This window comes from Pedobacter sp. BS3 (assembly GCF_008274585.1).
Taxonomy (GTDB): domain Bacteria; phylum Bacteroidota; class Bacteroidia; order Sphingobacteriales; family Sphingobacteriaceae; genus Hufsiella_A.
Genome location: NZ_VTRT01000004.1, coordinates 108,015 through 126,722, shown reverse-complemented (window position 1 = coordinate 126,722; position 18,708 = coordinate 108,015). Strand labels below are relative to the sequence as shown.

General features: G+C 42.9%; 15 protein-coding genes. 3 read left to right on the top strand and 12 right to left on the bottom strand.

Annotated features, from left to right (window positions below; translation table 11 throughout):
- Positions 1–82: 82 nt before the first annotated feature.
- The 5 genes from FW774_RS12380 to FW774_RS12360 form a co-directional block, all read right to left on the bottom strand.
- Entirely contained in the window at positions 83–1,129 is a 1,047-nt protein-coding gene (locus FW774_RS12380) for a LacI family DNA-binding transcriptional regulator (protein ID WP_149348519.1), read from the bottom strand.
- Between the two features lie 47 nt (positions 1,130–1,176).
- Positions 1,177–3,603 carry a glycoside hydrolase family 3 C-terminal domain-containing protein gene (locus FW774_RS12375; RefSeq protein WP_149348518.1) on the bottom strand — a complete coding sequence of 809 codons (2,427 nt, stop codon included), beginning with the start codon at positions 3,601–3,603 and terminating at the stop codon, positions 1,177–1,179.
- Positions 3,604–3,861: 258 nt separating this feature from the next.
- Positions 3,862–4,641 carry a heparin lyase I family protein gene (locus tag FW774_RS12370; RefSeq protein WP_149348517.1) on the bottom strand — a complete coding sequence of 260 codons (780 nt, stop codon included), beginning with the start codon at positions 4,639–4,641 and terminating at the stop codon, positions 3,862–3,864.
- Positions 4,642–4,959: 318 nt separating this feature from the next.
- The gene (locus FW774_RS12365; protein ID WP_149348516.1) at positions 4,960–6,291 is read right to left on the bottom strand and encodes a sigma-54-dependent transcriptional regulator; all 1,332 of its coding nucleotides are present in this window, start codon (positions 6,289–6,291) and stop codon (positions 4,960–4,962) included.
- A gap of 120 nt (positions 6,292–6,411) precedes the next feature.
- Positions 6,412–6,828 (bottom strand): hypothetical protein, encoded by a 417-nt coding sequence (locus tag FW774_RS12360; protein ID WP_149348515.1) that lies wholly within the window; start codon positions 6,826–6,828, stop codon positions 6,412–6,414.
- 191 nt (positions 6,829–7,019) lie between these two features.
- Between FW774_RS12360 and FW774_RS12355 the strand changes: the two genes are divergently transcribed.
- A complete protein-coding gene (locus tag FW774_RS12355; RefSeq protein ID WP_149348514.1) occupies positions 7,020–7,646 on the top strand; it encodes a Crp/Fnr family transcriptional regulator in 627 nt (208 codons plus the stop codon).
- Between the two features lie 214 nt (positions 7,647–7,860).
- Positions 7,861–8,445: a YeeE/YedE family protein gene (locus FW774_RS12350; RefSeq protein WP_242457811.1), complete on the top strand. Its 585-nt coding sequence runs from the start codon at positions 7,861–7,863 to the stop codon at positions 8,443–8,445.
- 151 nt (positions 8,446–8,596) lie between these two features.
- On the opposite strand, the gene FW774_RS12345 is transcribed toward FW774_RS12350, so the two are convergent.
- Entirely contained in the window at positions 8,597–8,956 is a 360-nt protein-coding gene (locus tag FW774_RS12345; RefSeq protein WP_149348512.1) for a four helix bundle protein, read from the bottom strand.
- 156 nt (positions 8,957–9,112) lie between these two features.
- Between FW774_RS12345 and FW774_RS12340 the strand changes: the two genes are divergently transcribed.
- Positions 9,113–9,559, top strand: coding sequence for a DUF6691 family protein (locus tag FW774_RS12340; protein WP_197739862.1), 447 nt, complete (start codon positions 9,113–9,115; stop codon positions 9,557–9,559).
- 13 nt (positions 9,560–9,572) lie between these two features.
- Here the strand turns inward: FW774_RS12340 and FW774_RS12335 are convergent, their stop codons facing one another.
- From FW774_RS12335 to FW774_RS12310, 6 genes are all read right to left on the bottom strand, one after another.
- Positions 9,573–10,382: an endonuclease/exonuclease/phosphatase family protein gene (locus FW774_RS12335; RefSeq protein WP_149348510.1), complete on the bottom strand. Its 810-nt coding sequence runs from the start codon at positions 10,380–10,382 to the stop codon at positions 9,573–9,575.
- Between the two features lie 2 nt (positions 10,383–10,384).
- Positions 10,385–11,869, bottom strand: a complete 1,485-nt coding sequence (locus FW774_RS12330) for a RagB/SusD family nutrient uptake outer membrane protein (RefSeq protein ID WP_149348509.1) — start codon at positions 11,867–11,869, stop codon at positions 10,385–10,387.
- Positions 11,870–11,879: 10 nt separating this feature from the next.
- The gene (locus tag FW774_RS12325) at positions 11,880–15,206 is read right to left on the bottom strand and encodes a TonB-dependent receptor (RefSeq protein WP_187774888.1); all 3,327 of its coding nucleotides are present in this window, start codon (positions 15,204–15,206) and stop codon (positions 11,880–11,882) included.
- 240 nt (positions 15,207–15,446) lie between these two features.
- A complete protein-coding gene (locus FW774_RS12320) occupies positions 15,447–16,583 on the bottom strand; it encodes a FecR family protein (RefSeq protein WP_149348507.1) in 1,137 nt (378 codons plus the stop codon).
- A gap of 184 nt (positions 16,584–16,767) precedes the next feature.
- The gene (locus tag FW774_RS12315; RefSeq protein ID WP_149348506.1) at positions 16,768–17,358 is read right to left on the bottom strand and encodes an RNA polymerase sigma factor; all 591 of its coding nucleotides are present in this window, start codon (positions 17,356–17,358) and stop codon (positions 16,768–16,770) included.
- Between the two features lie 175 nt (positions 17,359–17,533).
- Entirely contained in the window at positions 17,534–18,667 is a 1,134-nt protein-coding gene (locus tag FW774_RS12310; RefSeq protein ID WP_149348505.1) for an ATP-binding protein, read from the bottom strand.
- Positions 18,668–18,708 lie beyond the last annotated feature (41 nt).

The window sequence follows — 18,708 nt, the reverse complement described above, 5'->3', positions numbered from 1 at the left end:
GTACATCCTAGGAGTACTCGGGAATCCGGTATCTTAATGCGATATACAAGCTGGGGTCACACTTTTTTGAACGAGCGCTATCTCAGGAGGGATTTGGAGTTAGCCGCAAGCTCGAATTGCGTATCCTTAATGCGGTGTGATGTACTTTTTCAATGAAATCAGCATCCGCATCTTCTGTTACTTTTTTGAGAAAAATGGTTGCTGCCGAAACACCCATGTCAAAAGCCGGCTGCACTACCGTGGTAAGCTGCGGCTCAATTACGGTAGCGATCGGCTCATCGTTAAACCCGGCGACTGCCATATCACCGGGTATTTTTATTCCATGTTGTTTTAGCACAAACATCAACCCGATTGCTACCGGATCGCAAACTGCAAACACCGCATCAGGAAGGGTATCGCGGGATAGCAGCAGCTCAGCAGCTTTGGCGCCATGTTTTCGCTCGAAGCCGGTTTCAAAAACCAGGTTTTCGTCAAATGGGATATGGTGTTTCTGCAAGGCGGCTTTATAGCCGAGGAAGCGGTTTTTGGCCACAATAACATGCTGCGGACCTGCAAAATGTGCTATTTTTTTAAAACCTTGTTTGATCAGGTGCTCTACAAGATGGTATGCTCCCTGATAATCGTCAACCGAAACGCTGTTGCTTTTAATACCTACAGGAAGCCGGTCAAAAAACACCAGCGGTATCCCCTTATCTAAAAAAAGCTGGAAGTGACCTGCATTTTTTGTTTCGCGGGAAACCGAAACAATCAGACCGTCAACATGAGCAGACAACAATGTCTTTACTAAATCAACCTCACGTTTATACGATTCATTGGACTGGCAGATAATAACCTTGTACCCGGCTTTGTACGCCACATCTTCGATACCCGATATAACTGTGGAAAAAAAGTAATGCGATATAATAGGAACGATAACACCAATGGTTTTGGTTGATTTTTTAAACAGGCTTGATGCAATGGCATTAGGGTGGTAATTGTATTGCTTCGCAAGCCGCTTTACCGCCTGTTTCGTTGCATCGCTGATAGAATGATGATCCTGCAATGCCCGGGATACCGTTGATTTGGACACAGACAGCTCTTTAGCGATATCGCTTATTGTAATTACCTTATTACCAGCATACTTCTTCATCGCATTTGCAAAGAAATTTAAATATACACAACCTGATGCATTACTGTTTATTTACCTGTAATAACAAAAGTTTGCTTCTGCCGGATATCCTCGGAAGAGCTTCCTATTAACGCTTCAAATTCGCCCGGTTCTACTACCCATTGCATATCGCGGTTAAGCAGCATCAGGTGTTCGGGATGAATGGTAAACGTTACGGTTTTGGTTTCGCCGGGTTGCAGCGTGATGCGTTCAAAGCCGCGTAACTGTGAATCGTAGACAATTACGCTGCTCAGCTTATCGCGAATGTATAGCTGCACTACTTCATCGCCTTTACGGCTGCCGGTATTGGTTACCTCAACCGAAACCTGTACATTGCCGGTTGGGGTTTGTTTTTCGGGAGTCACTTTCAGGTTTTTGTACTGAAATGTGGTATAGCTCAGGCCGTAGCCAAAGGGATAAAGCGCCCCGTTAACCCGTGTTGAGCCATATCCGTCTTCGCCAGATGATGGCTGATCGGCATGCGAACCAGGCTTAAACGGGAAATTAAACTCCAGTTCTCCCGTAGTTTTGGGAAAGGTAACCGGAAGTTTTCCGCCGGGATTGTAATCGCCAAAAATCGCTTCGGCAACAGCCTTTCCTCCCGACGGGCCTAAAAACCAGGATTCGAGGATAGCCGGCAAGTACTGGTTTGCCCAGTTTATAGTTAGAGGCCTGCCGTTTACCAGTACGAGAATTACCGGTTTACCGGTTTCGTAAAGCGCCTGTAAAAGCTGTTGTTGCCTGCCAGGCAGATCAAGGCTGGTACGCGAAAGGCTTTCTCCCACCCGCTTTTCATCCTCACCTACCACAGCGATCACGATATCTGATTGTTTGGCTTTGGCTACCGCCTCGTTTATGGAAGCTTGTTCCGAAGTTGTCAATGCAGTTGGTATAATTTCCGTTCCGGGCCAGCCGGGGTTTACAATATCGCAACCTTTGGCATAATCTACCCTGATATGATTTCCTCCATATTGTTTTATACCTTCTAATATGGACGTAGACGGATTATTACCCGGACCGTACCGGCTAACCATGTAGCTGGTTTCTGCCGCCAACGGACCTGTTACCAGTATTTTCCGGGTTTGCTGCTTGTTAAGAGGTAATATATTCTTTTCGTTTTTCAGCAATACCAGCGATTCCCGGTTCAGCTGCAAGGCAAAATCATCATCGGCTTTGGTGTGAACTGTTTTATCAGCCTGCTGCGGATCTTCAACAAAAGGACGATCAAACAATCCCAATTTGAATTTAACCGTTAATACTTCTTTTACCCGTTTGTTAAGCGTTTCCTGGGATACTTTACCTTCTTTAACCAGCTCCCGTAAGGGAAGAATATAATCTTCGGGCTGCCTGAAATTCGTCCATACATCTAATCCCGCATTGACAGCCTGTTCAATAGCGCCTTTAAAATCGGCAGCCACGTGATGCTTGGAAGCGATAAATTCTACGGCTTTGCTATCTGAAACGACATAACCATTAAATCCAAACTGGTTACGCAGCAAATCCGTAAGAAAATAATGACTTCCTGTTATGGGAATGCCATCCCAATCGTTATAGCTGCTCATTACACCCAATGGATGCGCCTCCTGTACAACCCGTTTGAACGGATAGAGATAGATCTGGTGCATCTCTCGCGGAGCCACATGCGGATCGGTACGGGCATTACCATCGCGACCACCTTTGGGCACACTGTACACGGCATAATGTTTTAGGGTGGACGCCACGCCCTGGCTTTGAACACCCAATACCATCTGTTTACCTAACTCGGCAACCAGGAAAGGGTCTTCGCCATAGCACTCTACCACCCTTCCCCAACGCGGATCGCGGGCAGGATCGAGTATAGGTGTATACACATTGGTATAACCCAACGCCTTTGCCTCACGCCCCACAATAATCCCGGCCTGGTTCACCAGGCTTTTATTCCAGGTACTGCCAATGCCAATGGGGGCGCAAAGCGGCGTGGCTTTTTCATGGCACAGGCCATGAATACCTTCGTTAGTAAAATCTACCGGGATGCCTAAACGGGTTTGCTCTACAAACCATTTTTGCACGGTATTGATAGCCGCAGCGTGTTTACTAAAAGGATAGGAGTAAGCTGTAGCCGCTTTTTTATTGTTGGGAACACTGTTTAATTCTTCATCAATATTGGCTATGCCATCCTTCCAAACGGCATTTTTCCAATCGGCGGCAGGCATTTCATCTTTTAGCACCCGTCCGTAACCGTACAAGGTAGCCATCTGACAGGTTTTCTCTTCCAGTGTCATTTGCGAGAGAAGATCATCTACCCGCCGGTCAACAGGCAGCGTTGGATCTTCAAAAGCATCTTTCCTGCCATTCTTGTTAAAGTCTATCCAGCCTTTGTGATAAATAGAACGGGTTTGTGCATGTAATTGCTGCGAGCAGACAACGATAATCAAAATAAAAAATATTCTCAGGCCCGAAAAAACAGTAATATTCATTAAAGAAAACAGTATAAAGTGCAACAATAGTCAAAAGTAATCAACAAAATGCATCTTCTATTGGCATTTTACTAAGTAAAAAAACAGAGAATTCAAAAGTAAAAATTCAAAAGCTACACGCAGACCGGTCTGCATTTTGAGCGCCCGAAGATAACACAAAACGGCTGGAAAGGCTATCTATACCTGTTCCAACCGTTTGTTCTTTTAATAAGAAGCCCTTGCGGGATAGTTATTGCCAACCGGTTTGCATTGAAATTTTTATTGCGCTACGTCGGAATACGATGTGCCAATGCGTATTTTCTTTACAATGTTAGTTACCTGCGATGCGTCGCCACCATAAACACCCCATTTGGGATCGCAATAATCGCTGTCAAGTGTACGGCAGTACACCCGCTGATTACCGTTAGACAGCGTTTGTTTCACTCCATTATACCAGAATTCTACGTAACCGACTGAATCATCGTATGAGATTTTCATCCGGATAACAAATTTCAGCCAGGTACTTGTTGATAGCGATGTTGACCAAAGCACTGTTGCATTATGATTAATATCAAAATACTGTAGCTCCAGATTGCCGTTCTTGGTTCGCAGCATGATGGGGTGATTGGCCTGCGCACCAGCCGTAGGGTACGATTTCCATTGAAACACAGCGTCTGTTTGCAATGTTAGCGGCATGTATAATTTACTTGTCCAGCCAATATAGATCACATCGTCCTCATCAGCCTGGTAATTTTTAGCGCCGTGGCCTTCTGTCCGGTGTGAATCGGCTGGTTTCAGAAATTTCCAGCACAATGTTCCGGTCTCATCATTAATGGTAGTTACAGATCCTGTTCCTTCAATATTGATATCCTTCCAGACATTGCTTGATCCGTTAGCAGCATCGCCATTAAATAAAACGGATTTGGTTTCGTTACCGCTTTTCAGCGATGGATTGACAATTTCGGCAGTTGAAGCATCATTTCCTTTTTTACAGTTAGATAATGCTAACGCGACGAGGCAAGCAATGCCACAGGTCGCAAAATGTTTGATTCGGTTCATTTTTTTATTCATAAAGGTTAGTTAAAGGGGTTTACGCAACCGGTTGTTTTTCAGATTGAAGATAGCTGCTTCCGTTGTACAAAGTATCAGGAATAACGGCTAAATAGTAAGCAGATTTGGCATGAAAGAGCTTGCCAGAGTAAGCGTTACAAAGCTAAGCTGAAAACAGTTAGCTTCTGTTCTTTTTAATAACAGTTTAATTAATAGACGGGGAAGACATCTTGCCCCTTGGTCTGTCCCCCGACAGACCAACATTTATTCGTTCCGGCCTGTCGGGGGACAGGCCGGGGAAAAGAGATCAACAGATTGGCAATTTGCTTACTCTATTTCATATTTAGCCATTTTACTGTAAAGCGTTTTGCGGTCGATGTTCAGTTTCTGGGCAGCCTTGCTTTTATTATACCGCACTTCGTGCAGTACTTTCAGAATTAATTCCTTCTCATTAGCTTCATTAATGGCTTTCAGGTCAGAGCCGTCGGGTTTTGGCTCCTTTTTTAAAGCGAGTATCATCTCATCCGGAAGGCTTTCTATACCGGCTTCGTCTCCGGGCGACAGCAGCACCATGCGTTTAATTACGTTACGCAGCTCACGGAGATTGCCCGGCCAGTCGTAATTTTTGAATACGTTAATAACTTCCGGCGAAAGCCGCTTGATATGACGTTTCAGTTCGGCATTAGCCTGCCTGATAAAATGTTCGCAAAAAAGCATCAGGTCGCTTTCACGGTTTCGCAGTGGCGGAACCTGTATTTTAAATTCATTTAAGCGATGGTATAGATCCTCCCTGAAGCTCCCGGCAGCTACGCTGCTGAGCAAATCATCATTAGTAGCGGCTATAATGCGAACATCTACCTTAACCTGCCTGAGGCTGCCGATAGGTTGTATTACCTTTTCCTGCAAGGCCCGCAGCAGCTTTACCTGCACATCGTACGACAGGTTTCCAATTTCATCCAGGAACAATGTTCCGCCATTTGCGGCTTCAAACTGACCTTTTTTATCGCTTATAGCACCGGTAAAAGCACCTTTGGCATGGCCGAAAAGCCCGCTTCCGCCAAGCTCTTTTGATAAAGCCCCACAATCTATAGCAACAAATGGCCCCGAAGCCCGCTCGCTGAAGCGATGGATACACGATGCCGCGTACTCCTTACCGGTTCCGCTTTCGCCCTGAAGCAGCACAGACATATTGGTGGGCGCCACCAAACGTATGTATTCGTAGAATTTCTTCGATGCCCGGCTCTCGCCTTCAATAAAATCAGGGCCTTTTGCCTGAGCTCTCTTAACAATGCTGGATTCTTTCTTGTTCAATGCATCATTAAGCACCATTAGCAGTTCATCCGGATTTACCGGTTTGGTGATGTAATCAAAAGCACCCGACCGCATTGCTTTTACAGCTATACGCACATCGTTAAAGCTGGTCATGATAATAGCGGGCAAATGAAGCGCCTTTTCCTGTGCCGCATGAAGCACGTCGAGACCCGTACCGTCCGTAAGGCGGTAATCTAATAACAGCAACTGGTAATCGGCAGATGAGAGCGAAGCCAACGCCCCTTTAACCGTTGTTTGCGTGTGTACGCTATGGCCGTGCTTTTGCAAAAAACCTTCCAGTATTTTAACAAAAGTAGTATCGTCTTCAACCAGCAGGATGTTTGCCATAGCGTTTCAGGGTAAGAGTACAAAAATATAAAAGCCGGAGATATCTCCGGCTTTTATATCGTGTATTTTATTTAATACAATTGCCGTTTATATTTATATCACAACGGCTTTTTGCTGGGCTTATTTTACAACTTTACCATCTTTATCCAGGTTAATGCTCTTGGTATCGTTACCTTTTTTAACCTCAATATAATAGTACTCTTTACCATCGGCTGTTTTAACGTTATAGGCGGCCGAAGGAACCCATTCCTTGAACAGGTCGTTGGTCAGGGTCTTTTTCACACCATCGGGCAGGGCAGCCAGGTCAACCGGTGTTCTTACATCCTGCTGGGTAGCCGGAGGTGTTGCCTGTTGACCGGCAGGCGGTTGAGCTGTATCAGCAGGGGGAAGAGTTGGCGGTTGTGTGGTTGGCTGCTGGTCAGCAGGGGGCTGCTGCATGGTTCCGTTATCTGTTGCCGGATTATCCGGTGTTTGTGCGTATGTGGTTGTTAACCCTGCAAATGTCAATGCGATAGCCGCTAAAATTACTTTTTTCATCTTAATAGGATTTTTATGTACTTAATAATTATCCTACATTGTTAAATAACCGTACCAAAAAGAGAAAACCAACATAAACAACTACAAATCAACCATATAAAAACAAATCGCATTGTAATGCATGCGGACAACTTCTACTTTGTGTAGAATAAGTCAACACTTCGCAAGACAATATGTGCTAACTTTGTAAAATGGCATATTTAAACGATATTCCCGGAGCGCAATTCTCACCTGAGCTGATTGAAAAACTATATGCCAACGGCATCCGTAAAAATTATAAGGCAGGTGATGTCATCCTGAACGAGCATGCGCACATTCGCTCCATTCCCATTGTAACCAGGGGTATTATCCGCGTAATCCGTACCGAAGAAGACGGCCGAGAAATACTGCTCTATTATATTAAAGCCGGCGAAAGCTGCATCATGTCTTTCCTGGGCGGGTTACATAACGAGACCAGTAAAGTAAAGGCCGAAGTGGAGGAAGATGCCGAGATCCTTTTCCTGCCCATAGAAAAAGTAACGTTATTTATCCGCGAATACCCGCAATGGCTGGATTACATTTTCAGGCTGTACCATAAACGGTTTGAAGAATTGCTGGATATTGTCAATGCCATTGCCTTTAAAAAGGTTGACGAACGCCTGCTTACTCTATTGAAGAAGAAAGAAGAGCTTACAGGAAGCACAACCATTTACATTACCCACGAACAGCTGGCCAACGAGCTGGGTACGGCACGTGTAGTAGTTTCACGCCTGCTGAAACAACTGGAAGAAACCGGTGTAACCAAACTCGGCAGGAATAAAATTACCTTACTAAAGTAGCTGTACAGATACCGGGTGTGTGCCTTACCAGAAGGTTGAAAGTTTTGAATGAAGTGAAGTCACACAAACTAAAAAGCTGCTTAGCTTTCCGTCAGGCTATATATTACGGGTTATAAAGACCGTCAAGCTAAAATGGTTTTTTATTTTTTAATTTTATCTTTTTAATTATTCAGTTACAGACTGGCTTCGCGTACAGCCTTTTAACTTTTGAATTTTGAATTTTGACTTCCTAAAAATGTTAGACATCATCAAACAACCCTGGCCCTGGTATATTGCCGGCCCGCTAATTGGCTTAATAGTTCCTGCCTTATTAATTCTTGGGAATAAAGCGTTCGGTATCAGCTCATCGCTCCGGCATATCTGTGCGGCTTGTCTGCCTGCCAACATCCCTTTTTTTAAATACGATTGGAAAAAAGAGGCTTGGAACCTGTTTTTTGTGAGCGGTGTCCTGGTCGGCGGATTTCTGGCTGCACATTATCTCAATGATCCGGATCCTGTCAGGATAAACCCTAAGCTAAACGCCGAGCTTTCCGGTTACGGCATTACCAATCATAGTAACCTGGTGCCATTGGATCTTATGAATTGGCAGACCATTTTTACATTAAAAGGCTTTCTGCTGATGATAGCAGGCGGTTTCCTGGTAGGCTTTGGAACACGTTACGCAGGTGGGTGCACCAGCGGTCATTCTATTATAGGATTATCGATGCTTCAATGGCCTTCGTTCATTGCCACCTGCTGCTTTATGATCGGTGGCTTCATCGTGGCCAATCTGATCTTGCCGTTAATACTTTCTCTTTGAGTGGAGAGTGGAGAGTGGACAACTGACAGAGGATAATGGATAATGGATAATGGACAGAGGACAACTGATAATGGACAATGGATAACTGTCACCTGTCAACTGTCATCTATCATCTGTCAACTGTCATCTATCATCTGTCAACTGTCATCTGTCACCTGTCTAAGTTTTGCTTTGTGGTTTTTACCGTACTGATTAATAATCTAAGTATCTCTTTAATTTTTTGAGAAATGTCGGCATATTCTTCTAATAATATAAGTTCTGAGTCTTTTAGTAAGTCAATCCAATATTCAGTTTCATTAGCTTCTTTCAAAGAGATGTTTATTTTATTGAGAAAATCTTTTCTGCTTTGGGCATGTTCAGCCTCACGGATCAATGCCCCGATAGCAGTGCCGCTACGCAGCAATTGCCTGGACAGAACAAACTCTCTCTTTTCAGAAGTTAAAAACTTATAAAACCTGATTACATCTAAAGCAAAAGCATAAGATTTTGAATTTAAGACACCTTTAGACACGACATTAAAAATTTAGTAACGAAATAATAAAAGTAAATAATTATGAGAAATCAATCGTTATCCACTATCAATTCTCAACTGTCATCTGTCAACTCTCAATTGTCATCTGTCAACTCTCAGCTGTCATCTGAAAAAGACGTGCGCTCATTGGATGCCATGTGTATCAACGAAAGCCAGTTGGAACACAAATGGTATCACCTCCTGAAATATCTGATTGCCGGAATTTTTTTCGGCATTATACTCGTCAAAGCCGAAGTGATCAGTTGGTTCCGCATACAGGAAATGTTCCGGCTACAGTCGTTCCACATGTACGGCGTAATTGGCAGCGCTGTAATTACCGGGATGATCTCCGTGTGGCTGATCAAAAAATTTAAGGTCAAAACCATCTATGGCGAGCCGGTAACCTTTCATCCCAAAAAATTTGATAAAGGTCAGGTATATGGCGGACTGCTGTTCGGCTTTGGCTGGGCACTTACCGGGGCCTGTCCCGGGCCGATCTTCGCCCAGATTGGCACAGGCGCAACAGTAGTTATTGTTACGCTGTTAAGTGCCATTGCCGGAACCTGGGTATATGGTCTAATCAGGGAAAAGCTGCCGCATTAGTTCAGCGGTTTCGTTAGGGTTTCATATCCATCAGCAAAGGATAATGGTCTGACAGGCTATCGGTAACGGCATCTTTAACAATCTGAATATCCAGGCACTTTTTTCGGGCAGCTTTATTTAAGAAGATATAATCGATACGGCAAAATTGCTTTTTGCCGCCGGTATATTTTTTAGTGGGATAGCTGAACGCCGTAGCCGGATGCTTCGCATGATACGCATCGGTGTAACCGGCCTCTAAGAGTAGCTGTATTACACCATACCTGCGTTTATAACCTTTCTCCTTATAGGCAACGCTGTCTGTTGCCGCAAATGAGTTCAGGTCGCCCATAATCAGGATCTTATCTTTCTGAGGCAATGCGTTTGCTTTCACGATGATAGTACTGATTTCCTGTTTACATTTCTCATAAGAGAACGGCGAAAGATGCGTAACCAACAGATGATAATCTTTTACCTGCGCATAAATATACCCGTGATGCATGTTATCGGTAACTTTCTGCACATTCACAATCGGATATTTAGAGGTAATGCCTATCGGAGCGGCTTTTTCTTTGGCCAGTAAAACGGCATACGGATGCCCGTATCGGTTTGCCATCCGTTCCAGCGAATCCTGGGTAAACGTACTCAGCTCTTCCATAGCAACAATATCCGGCTGTATGGTCTTTACCCAGGCAACAAAAACTGCTGCCTGGGCGGGATTTTTCTGGAACCCGGTTAATACGTTATAATCTACTATTTTAAGAGGTTTTTGTTGTGCGCTTACGTTAACGGTACCAAAGAACAATAAACCCGTTAAAAGAATAAATACACGAAGGATTCTAATCATAACTATTGTTTATAAGGCCCGTACTGCTCTAAGTTAGGATTTTTAACAACTTCCTGGGCCGGTATGGGATAATATTGCTTGTATTGTTCTACATAATTGGCCGGATCGGCATAATCATCTTTTACGGACTTAATAGATTCTAAAAAGATATCCCAACGCACTAAATCTATCCTCCGGCCATATTCGCCAACCAGTTCACGGGCACGTTCCCTGCGTAACTGCTCTCTCAAACCCGGCTTATCCGACGCTGTAATATCGCTGATATTTGCCCTATCCTGAATCAGTTTCAGGTTCTTCTTAGCATCATCAAACTCATCCAGTTCAATCTGTGCCTCGGCCTGCATTAACAGTACATCGGCATAACGGAACATAATCATATTGCGTCCGCCAACACTGGCTACAGCCTTAAAATCCCAAAATCTTGGACCAAACCAGGGAAGGTGAGCACTGCTTTTCGAACGGTTAAACTCTACACCTTTATACTTATAGGCCAATATATGGTCTTTACGTTTATCGTTAGCAGAATAATAGGATATCAGGCGTTGGGTGGGCACAATGTGACCATAGGTTGTAGGTGTATTGCTTCCCATATCAACACCGTCGTATTTACTGGTACTACCGCTACGTGGATAAGGCATGAATGAGTTGTAAATGCTGTGCGTACGTTTAAGCCCTGTAGCGCTATAGGTAAATTGTATTTCGAAAATTGACTCCGGATTATTGGCTATGGAATCAATATCTCCCCAGTTATTTACCAATTTATATTTTTTGCTATCTATTACCTGCTGACAAGCCCATTCTGCCTTTTTCCAATTTCTATTGAACAACGCTATATGACTTAATAAAGTATAGGCGGCTCCCTGTGTCGCACGGCCCAGATCGGCACCTGAAACTGTTGGCAGAAGCGACGGAGCATAATGCTCTAAGTCAGCCATGAGAGCCGTGCGGATAGAATCAGCATTTGTACGTTTCATAGTCCCGGCTTTACTTACCAGTTCTTCAGATTCTAACGCAAAATCAATATACGGCACATCACTAAACATGCTGGTTAATGTATAATAGTACAAACTCCGTAGAAATATAGCCTCGCCAATATATCTGCTTTTAGCCTGATCTGATATGGGTGCCCGCTTTATTCCGGAAATGGTATTATTAGCATACATGATACCGTTATAGGCATACTGCCATACAATAGCACCGGCACCGGGTACATTAGGTGTATAAGTGAAAGTTCCGTCCTCGTTATTGGTTGAAACTTTTCTCACACTTAAATCCGAAGCTACTTCCAGGGCTGTAAATACAGCCAGATTGCCATAAATATCATAAAGCCGGTCATATATACCGTTAACGGCAGCCTGACATTCTTTTTCGCTGTTAAAGAAATTAACAGGCGACACAAAGCCCTTGGGATTTTCTATCAGCGTATTTTTACATGAGATCAAACCTGTTGTAAGGATGGATATGAATACATAAAATATCTTTTTCATGATTGTTGCATTAGAGTTTTACCGATACAGTTAATGCCAGTGTGCGATTGTTGGGATAAGCCCCGTCATCATTACGCCGCACGGTAGAATTATTGGTTGCTGTAGTTGCTGCGCTGGATTTAACTGTAGCGCTTACATCCGGGTCATAACCATTATATTTTGTCCATAATAACAGGTTAGTACCCGTCAGATAGCAACTTAGTCCCTTAAATCCTTTAACAGGCATATTTTTAGTATTAAAGGTATATCCCACCCTGAAGGATTTAAAGCGCAAATATGATGCATCGTGCACAAAACGGCTGTTGGGTATATGATCTTTTGAGTTTACACGCGGCAGATCTGAATTCGGATTATTCTCCGGATGCCAACGGTTAAGCATGTAGGTATACTGATTGGTAAGAATAGTGCCCGTACCCATATTGAATTCGGTGGCATTGTACATTTTAGCCCCTGTTTGATAAGTAAAATAAACATCCAACGATACACCTTTATAGCTGAAGCTGTTATTAAACCCACCATACATGGTTGGTTCAGCATGTCCCAGGTACACCATGTCACCATCATCTAGCTGCCCGTTATGGTTCTGGTCCACATACCGTTGACGACCCAGCGCATAATAAGCCGTAGTGGCAGAAACATACTGTTTATCCGTTTTATTTTGCTCAATTTCGTCCTGCGAATGCCATACACCGGCATATACAGCCCCAAATAATGACGATACCGGCATACCAACCTGGTAAGCATACATTGGCCATTGTTTAGCGGTATAGTTAACCAGCGTGGTTACCCGCACCAAAGGACCTAAATCAAGTACTTTCTGTTGATTAAAGGCAGTAGTTATGGTAGTTTCCCATCGGAACACTCCTTTGTTAAGATTTACCGTATTAAGTAAAAACTCAAGACCTTTATTTTGAGTTTTACCGATGTTTACCAGCCGCGATGTATAACCAGTTTGCTGAGGCATTTGAACTTCAAGCAGCAGATTTTTAGTGGTGGTACGATACGCATCGGCAGTAAGATTAATGCGATTATTTAAAAAACTTAAATCCAGTCCGGCATTCCATTCCCTCGAAGTTTCCCAGGTAAGACCGCTGTTGGTCAGGTTACCAAACTGGTAAGCAATAGGTAGCGAGCCATCAAAAATGTAGCCGTTATTTTCTACATTCAGACTTGCCAATGACTGATAAGGGGCTATTCCCTGATTACCTGAGGCTCCGTAGCTTAACCTGAAAGATGTTTGGCTGAGTACATTTTTAAGATTCCGCATCCAGGGTTCTTCTGCCATATTCCATTTTACTGCGGCAGAAGGGAAAAATGCCCATTTATGCTCGGCAGCAAAGTTTGAGGCTCCATCGGCCCGCCCGGTAACTGTGATATAATATTTCCGGTTAAAGTCATAGTTAATCCGTCCTATGGCTGACAGCATTTTGCGATCTACCAGATCTGAAGTAATGGATGTATTGGCTTTATCGGCCGATTGTAAACTATTATCTTCAAGGGCATCTACAAAATATCCCTGTCCCTGGGCATACATGCGCTCAGTAACGCGACTTTGATAAGTCCATCCTCCCATCAGATTTACATGGTGTTGTTGCCAGCGTTTATCAAAGGTAAGTGTGGTTTCGCTAAGTATCTGCTGATCGCCGGTTGAGGTTTTTGTAGCCCGGCCACCACTATTGGTAGCATTACGGGCGGGCAATGCTCCCGGCTCATATTTATTAATGCGTGTATCAGCAGAAGTTGCGCTGAACGCTGTTCTGAGTTTCAGATTTTTTGCAATATCATATTCCAGGAACATATTACCCCAGAAGCTTTTTTGCTTCAACTGATTTTTCACCATATCTACAATAGATACCGGTGAGTTAACGTAATTTCCATATGCCGGATTCCAGGCTTCAAAATCGCCATCATCATTATATACTGTCATAACCGGAGGCATGGTCAATGCAGACAAACTATAACCCGAGTTTGAGCCAATATCAATGGAGTTGAGCGCCCGTGCAATATTTGAATAATTGATGCGCAATCCGCCACGAAAACGCTTGGAAAAATCCTTATCCAGATTTAAACGGACCTGGTAACGCTCTAATCCCGATGATTTGATAATACCCTGCTGGTTGGCATAGTTACCCGAAAAGTAATAACGAAGTTTATCGCTGCCACCAGACGCTGTAACTGTATTGGTATTATATACAGCCGTACGTGTAATCTCTTTTACCCAGTTTGTATTTTGAATGGTGTCCAGATCATAACGCAGGTTAGGGTTTGTTGGGTTAGCCAGACGGGCATTTTCGTTCACCATATCTGCCCATTGCCAGGCATTCATTACATCCAGGAATTTGGGTAGTTGCGCCATACCCACGTCTGTCCTGAATGTTACCACATCCTTACCAACCTTTCCTTGTTTAGTTGTTATCAGTATCACGCCATTGGCCCCTCTTGAACCATAAATGGCAGTAGATGAAGCGTCTTTTAATACCTCAATTGATGCGATATCATCCGGGTTAAGGTCATTCAGATCACCAGCATCAATAATACCGTCTATTACGTACAAGGGTTCATTATCAGCATTAATAGAGCGGGTCCCGCGGATGCGCACTGTTGTACCGGAACCGGGCTCGCCGTCTGACGAAATAATATCGGCACCAGCTATTTTACCCTGCAATAAGTTATCAACCCGCACTCCTGGCAAATCGGCAAAATCTTCAGGTTTGATAATACTTACAGCACCAGTAAGATCTCGGCGTTTTACTTCACCGTAACCTACTACAACTACCTGTTCAAGTGCCTGCGATTCGGCAGCCAGAACAACATTCAGCATTTGCTGTGCTCCTACTGTAACTTCACGGGCTTTATAGCCAATCATCGTAAAAATAAGTATGGCATCATCATTAATATTACTGAGCTGAAACTCACCATTAGCATTCGTGTAAGTACTCCGATTGGCGCTTTTCTGTTTTACCGATACCCCAACCAGAGGATCACCTTTTTCATCAGTTACTTTTCCCCGAATACTTTTTTGCAGAGATTCCGCCAGGTTAGCCTCCGCTGATTTTACCAATATGGTCTTTTGGCTCACAGAAAATTCTAATGGCTGTCCGGAAAATATTTGCTTTAATGCCTGCTCTACCGGCAGATCTTTAAACGACACTGATACTGGCCTGGTATGCTGCATCAGCTCCATTTTGTACAGTAGAAAGTAGCCGCTCTGTCGCTTTACATCCTTTAATACAGATTCTAACGATGCGTTTTCTGCGTTGATGGTTATTTTTTGCGAATAAGCTGCGGCACTAACCTGCAAACCCAGAATGGTTAAATAGATAACTGTTAATTTCATAATTAAAAACACTTTGGTTTTTACAGAAATTCCACGTGTTCTTTCACAAACAGGAAGTCGGTTCCTGCTTTGACAGTGAACATCAAAATGCATAGATTTGTAAGAATTAAGGTTATTGAATTTGTTAATTAACTCTAATCGTTTATTATCGTCAGGGCCTTACAGAGCCGGAAGTATGCGACACTTCCGGCTTATTGGCATCATAGACTTACATGTATTTTTCTTCCATAGCTGCTATTTTTAAGGGTTATTAATTGGGTTTATTATCCTGATTTTTCTGTTATGCACCTCAAACTTTATCCCGCCGGTAAATTCCAGCATATTTAATACACTACCCAGGTCGGCATAACGTGATATCACGCCGTTAAAGTGTATGGCAGGCGCCTGTGTGTAATCAACCTCAACATTATACCAGCGTTCAAGTTGCCGCATCACCTCCGGTAAAGTGCTGCTATTAAAATAAAACCGGCCATTTTTCCAGGAAATAGCTTCAACTGTATCTGTTGCCGCAATTGACATTGTTTTACCAAGGTTTGCCTGTTGGCCTGGTTTTAAGAGAAATGAAGAATGATTTCCGGCCTCTGTAACTAAAACTTTTACAGAGCCTTCTATTAAGGTAGTTCTGGTTATTTCCTCGTTGGTATAAGCCTGTACATTAAAATGCGTACCCAGTACTTCTATCGTCTGTCTCGATGTTTCTACCCTGAATGGGCGAAATTTATCTTTTGCTACCTCGAAATATCCTTCGCCCTGCAAGTTTACTGTACGATTATTTGCACTAAACCGTGTGGGGTAACGTAAAGACGACGACGCATTAAGCCATACCTGAGTACCATCCGGTAGCTTTACGCTAAATTGTCCTCCAAGCGGTGTAGTTATTGTATTATAGGTAGCTGGTTCATTTATTTCTTCGGGAATAATTTCATACTTCACCTGGCCTTTAACTTTTATAATCCTTACTCCTTTTTCATGCTTTACAACGCCATCCTTCAGGTCATTCAGGGCAATCCGGGTTCCGTCAGAAAGTGTGAGCAGGGCTCTATTGCCACCTGGTTTTATAGTATCTGCCGTTTGAACCACATGTTGTTTATTGCCGGAGCGTTCAGCGTACTGCCATAATCCTATACCTAAAACCAGTAAAACCACGGCTGCCACTTTTACCCAAACAGTATATAGCGACTTGCTCAAACCTTGGGTTCTACGTTCTATACTGTTCCATAAAAGCTGCTTTTCCTGAGATGTTAATTTCTCTGTACCGGCGTATTTTAATACGGTTTGAATACCGGATGCTATTTCCTGCTGACGTGGTGAAACCTGATCGCCGGGAGTAATATTACCTGTTAGTATATCTTCTGCCTTCTTCTCGCCTGACTTCATACATCTATTTTAACCTCACAAAGTACCGGGATTGTAATTTATAGACTTTAGAGCGCTTAAATTTCAAAATAATTTGAAATTTAATGCTAATACCTGCAATTCTCCAGGCAGAGCGCCTTCAGTGAATTGAAAATATATTAATTGGGAGAGAATTACTTGACGTAGCTGTCCGGCAGACGGAAGATTAATTCTTAGGACAACAGGTTCTCAATAAAAACAGCAACATGTGATAACCTCCAACGTTTTCCATACGTTCGCGAAGTTGTTTCAATGCCCGGTATACCATGGTGCGGCAGGTTGCAACCGATATATCCATGATTCCGGCTATTTCTTCATACTCCAGTTCTGTATTATATCGAAGGTAAAGCGCTTCCTTTTGCCTGTCGGGAAGTTGATCCAGTTCTTTTTTCACTTTCAAGAGTATTTCACGCTGTCTTTCGTTGTCAATAATTTTATCCTCTACAGAGAAAGTAATTAAAAACGCATTTTCGTTATAATCGCTGCCTGCCTGCTTCTTTAACAGGTAAGCGATTTTCCGCTTTAACGATGTAAGAAGGTACGATTTTACATTAACATTTATCGACAGATTTTTCCGGTATCTGTATAAATCAACAAATACATCATGAATGCTATCTTTCACCAGTTCCTTATCAAAGCTGTATCTTGAACCAAAAGCAAATAATACGTCAGCAAAATGCAGATATAGCTGTGAGTAAGCCTTATCATCGCCATCGATGAATAAATTCCACAAATCTGTGTGTGCTTTTGATTCCATATATTTTTTGCTGCCATTCCAGTGAAAAGCGTCAACTACTCAGCGTTATTAAAAACAGGCAATTCAAAAATATTAAAATTACAGGTAGAAAACTTATCAACTTCAAATATTCGCAAATTAGCTACCATCAGATAAAGTTGATGTTATCATTATATTAATAAAGAAAATACAATTCTCAACCTCCATTGCTTACAAAGTCAACAAAATTATCGGGAGTGATTACTAATGCTTCAGCAGGCTGGTATGCTGACATGAAAGAACCCGGAAACTTCGTTTTTGCCCCGGCATTCCATTTAAACTCATAAGCGTACAGCTTTCCGTTCCGGTCTTCAACATAATCTATTTCCTGCTGGGCATGCGTACGCCAGAAATACCGGTTGCAATAAACAGCATGATAATCAATATACTTTAATCGTTCGTTCATTATAAAGTTTTCCCACAAAACGCCGGTGTCCTGACGGGTTTCTATCGCACTAAACTGGTTTATAACTGCGTTTCTGATACCGTTATCATAAAAATATATTTTCCGGCTCTTTTTCAGTTCATTACGTAAATTCCGGTTAAATGAAGGTAAACGATAAATAATATAGGCTTTTTCCAGCAGCTGGATATATTTCTCAACGGTTTGGTTGTCCAGGCCGCAAAGCTGGCCGAGCTCATTATAAGATACCTCACTACCCAATTGATAGGCCAACGCCTGTATCAAACGCTCCAGCTTTTCCGGCTTAAGCAGCCGCTCCCAGGTAAGAATATCCTTATACAGGTAGCTGTCTGCCAACTGTCTCAGCCGGGGCATCTCATCGCCGGGATTATTCACAATTTCAGGATAATAGCCGTAAACCAAACGATGATTTAACATTCTTCTTTCTTCCAATAAACCGTGATGATTAACCATCTCTGAAAATGATAAGGGATACAATCGGTATTCCCATTTCCTTCCGGTTAATGGTTCATTAATCCTGTTAGCCAAATCAAACGAGGATGAGCCGGTAGCAATTACCTTAATATTTTTGATATTATCTATAATCAACTTAATACATACCCCGATATTTTCTATTCGCTGAGCCTCGTCAATGATTAAAGTCGCGGCTTTTCCAATCAGTTGTTTCAGCCGGGCAGATGTCGGCTCCTTCAGCATTTGACGAATGTCGGCATCATCACCCGTCCAATACATTACCGGAGAAGCCATTTTATCACGAAAATCATTAACCAGGGTACTTTTGCCTACCTGCCGTGCGCCAAGTATAATAATGGCTTTTTCATCGTTCAGTCTTTCTGTCAGGCTAGCTTCAAGCGTTCTCTTTATCATAACATTTGCGATTCCATTCGCAAATTTAATATAAATTTTGC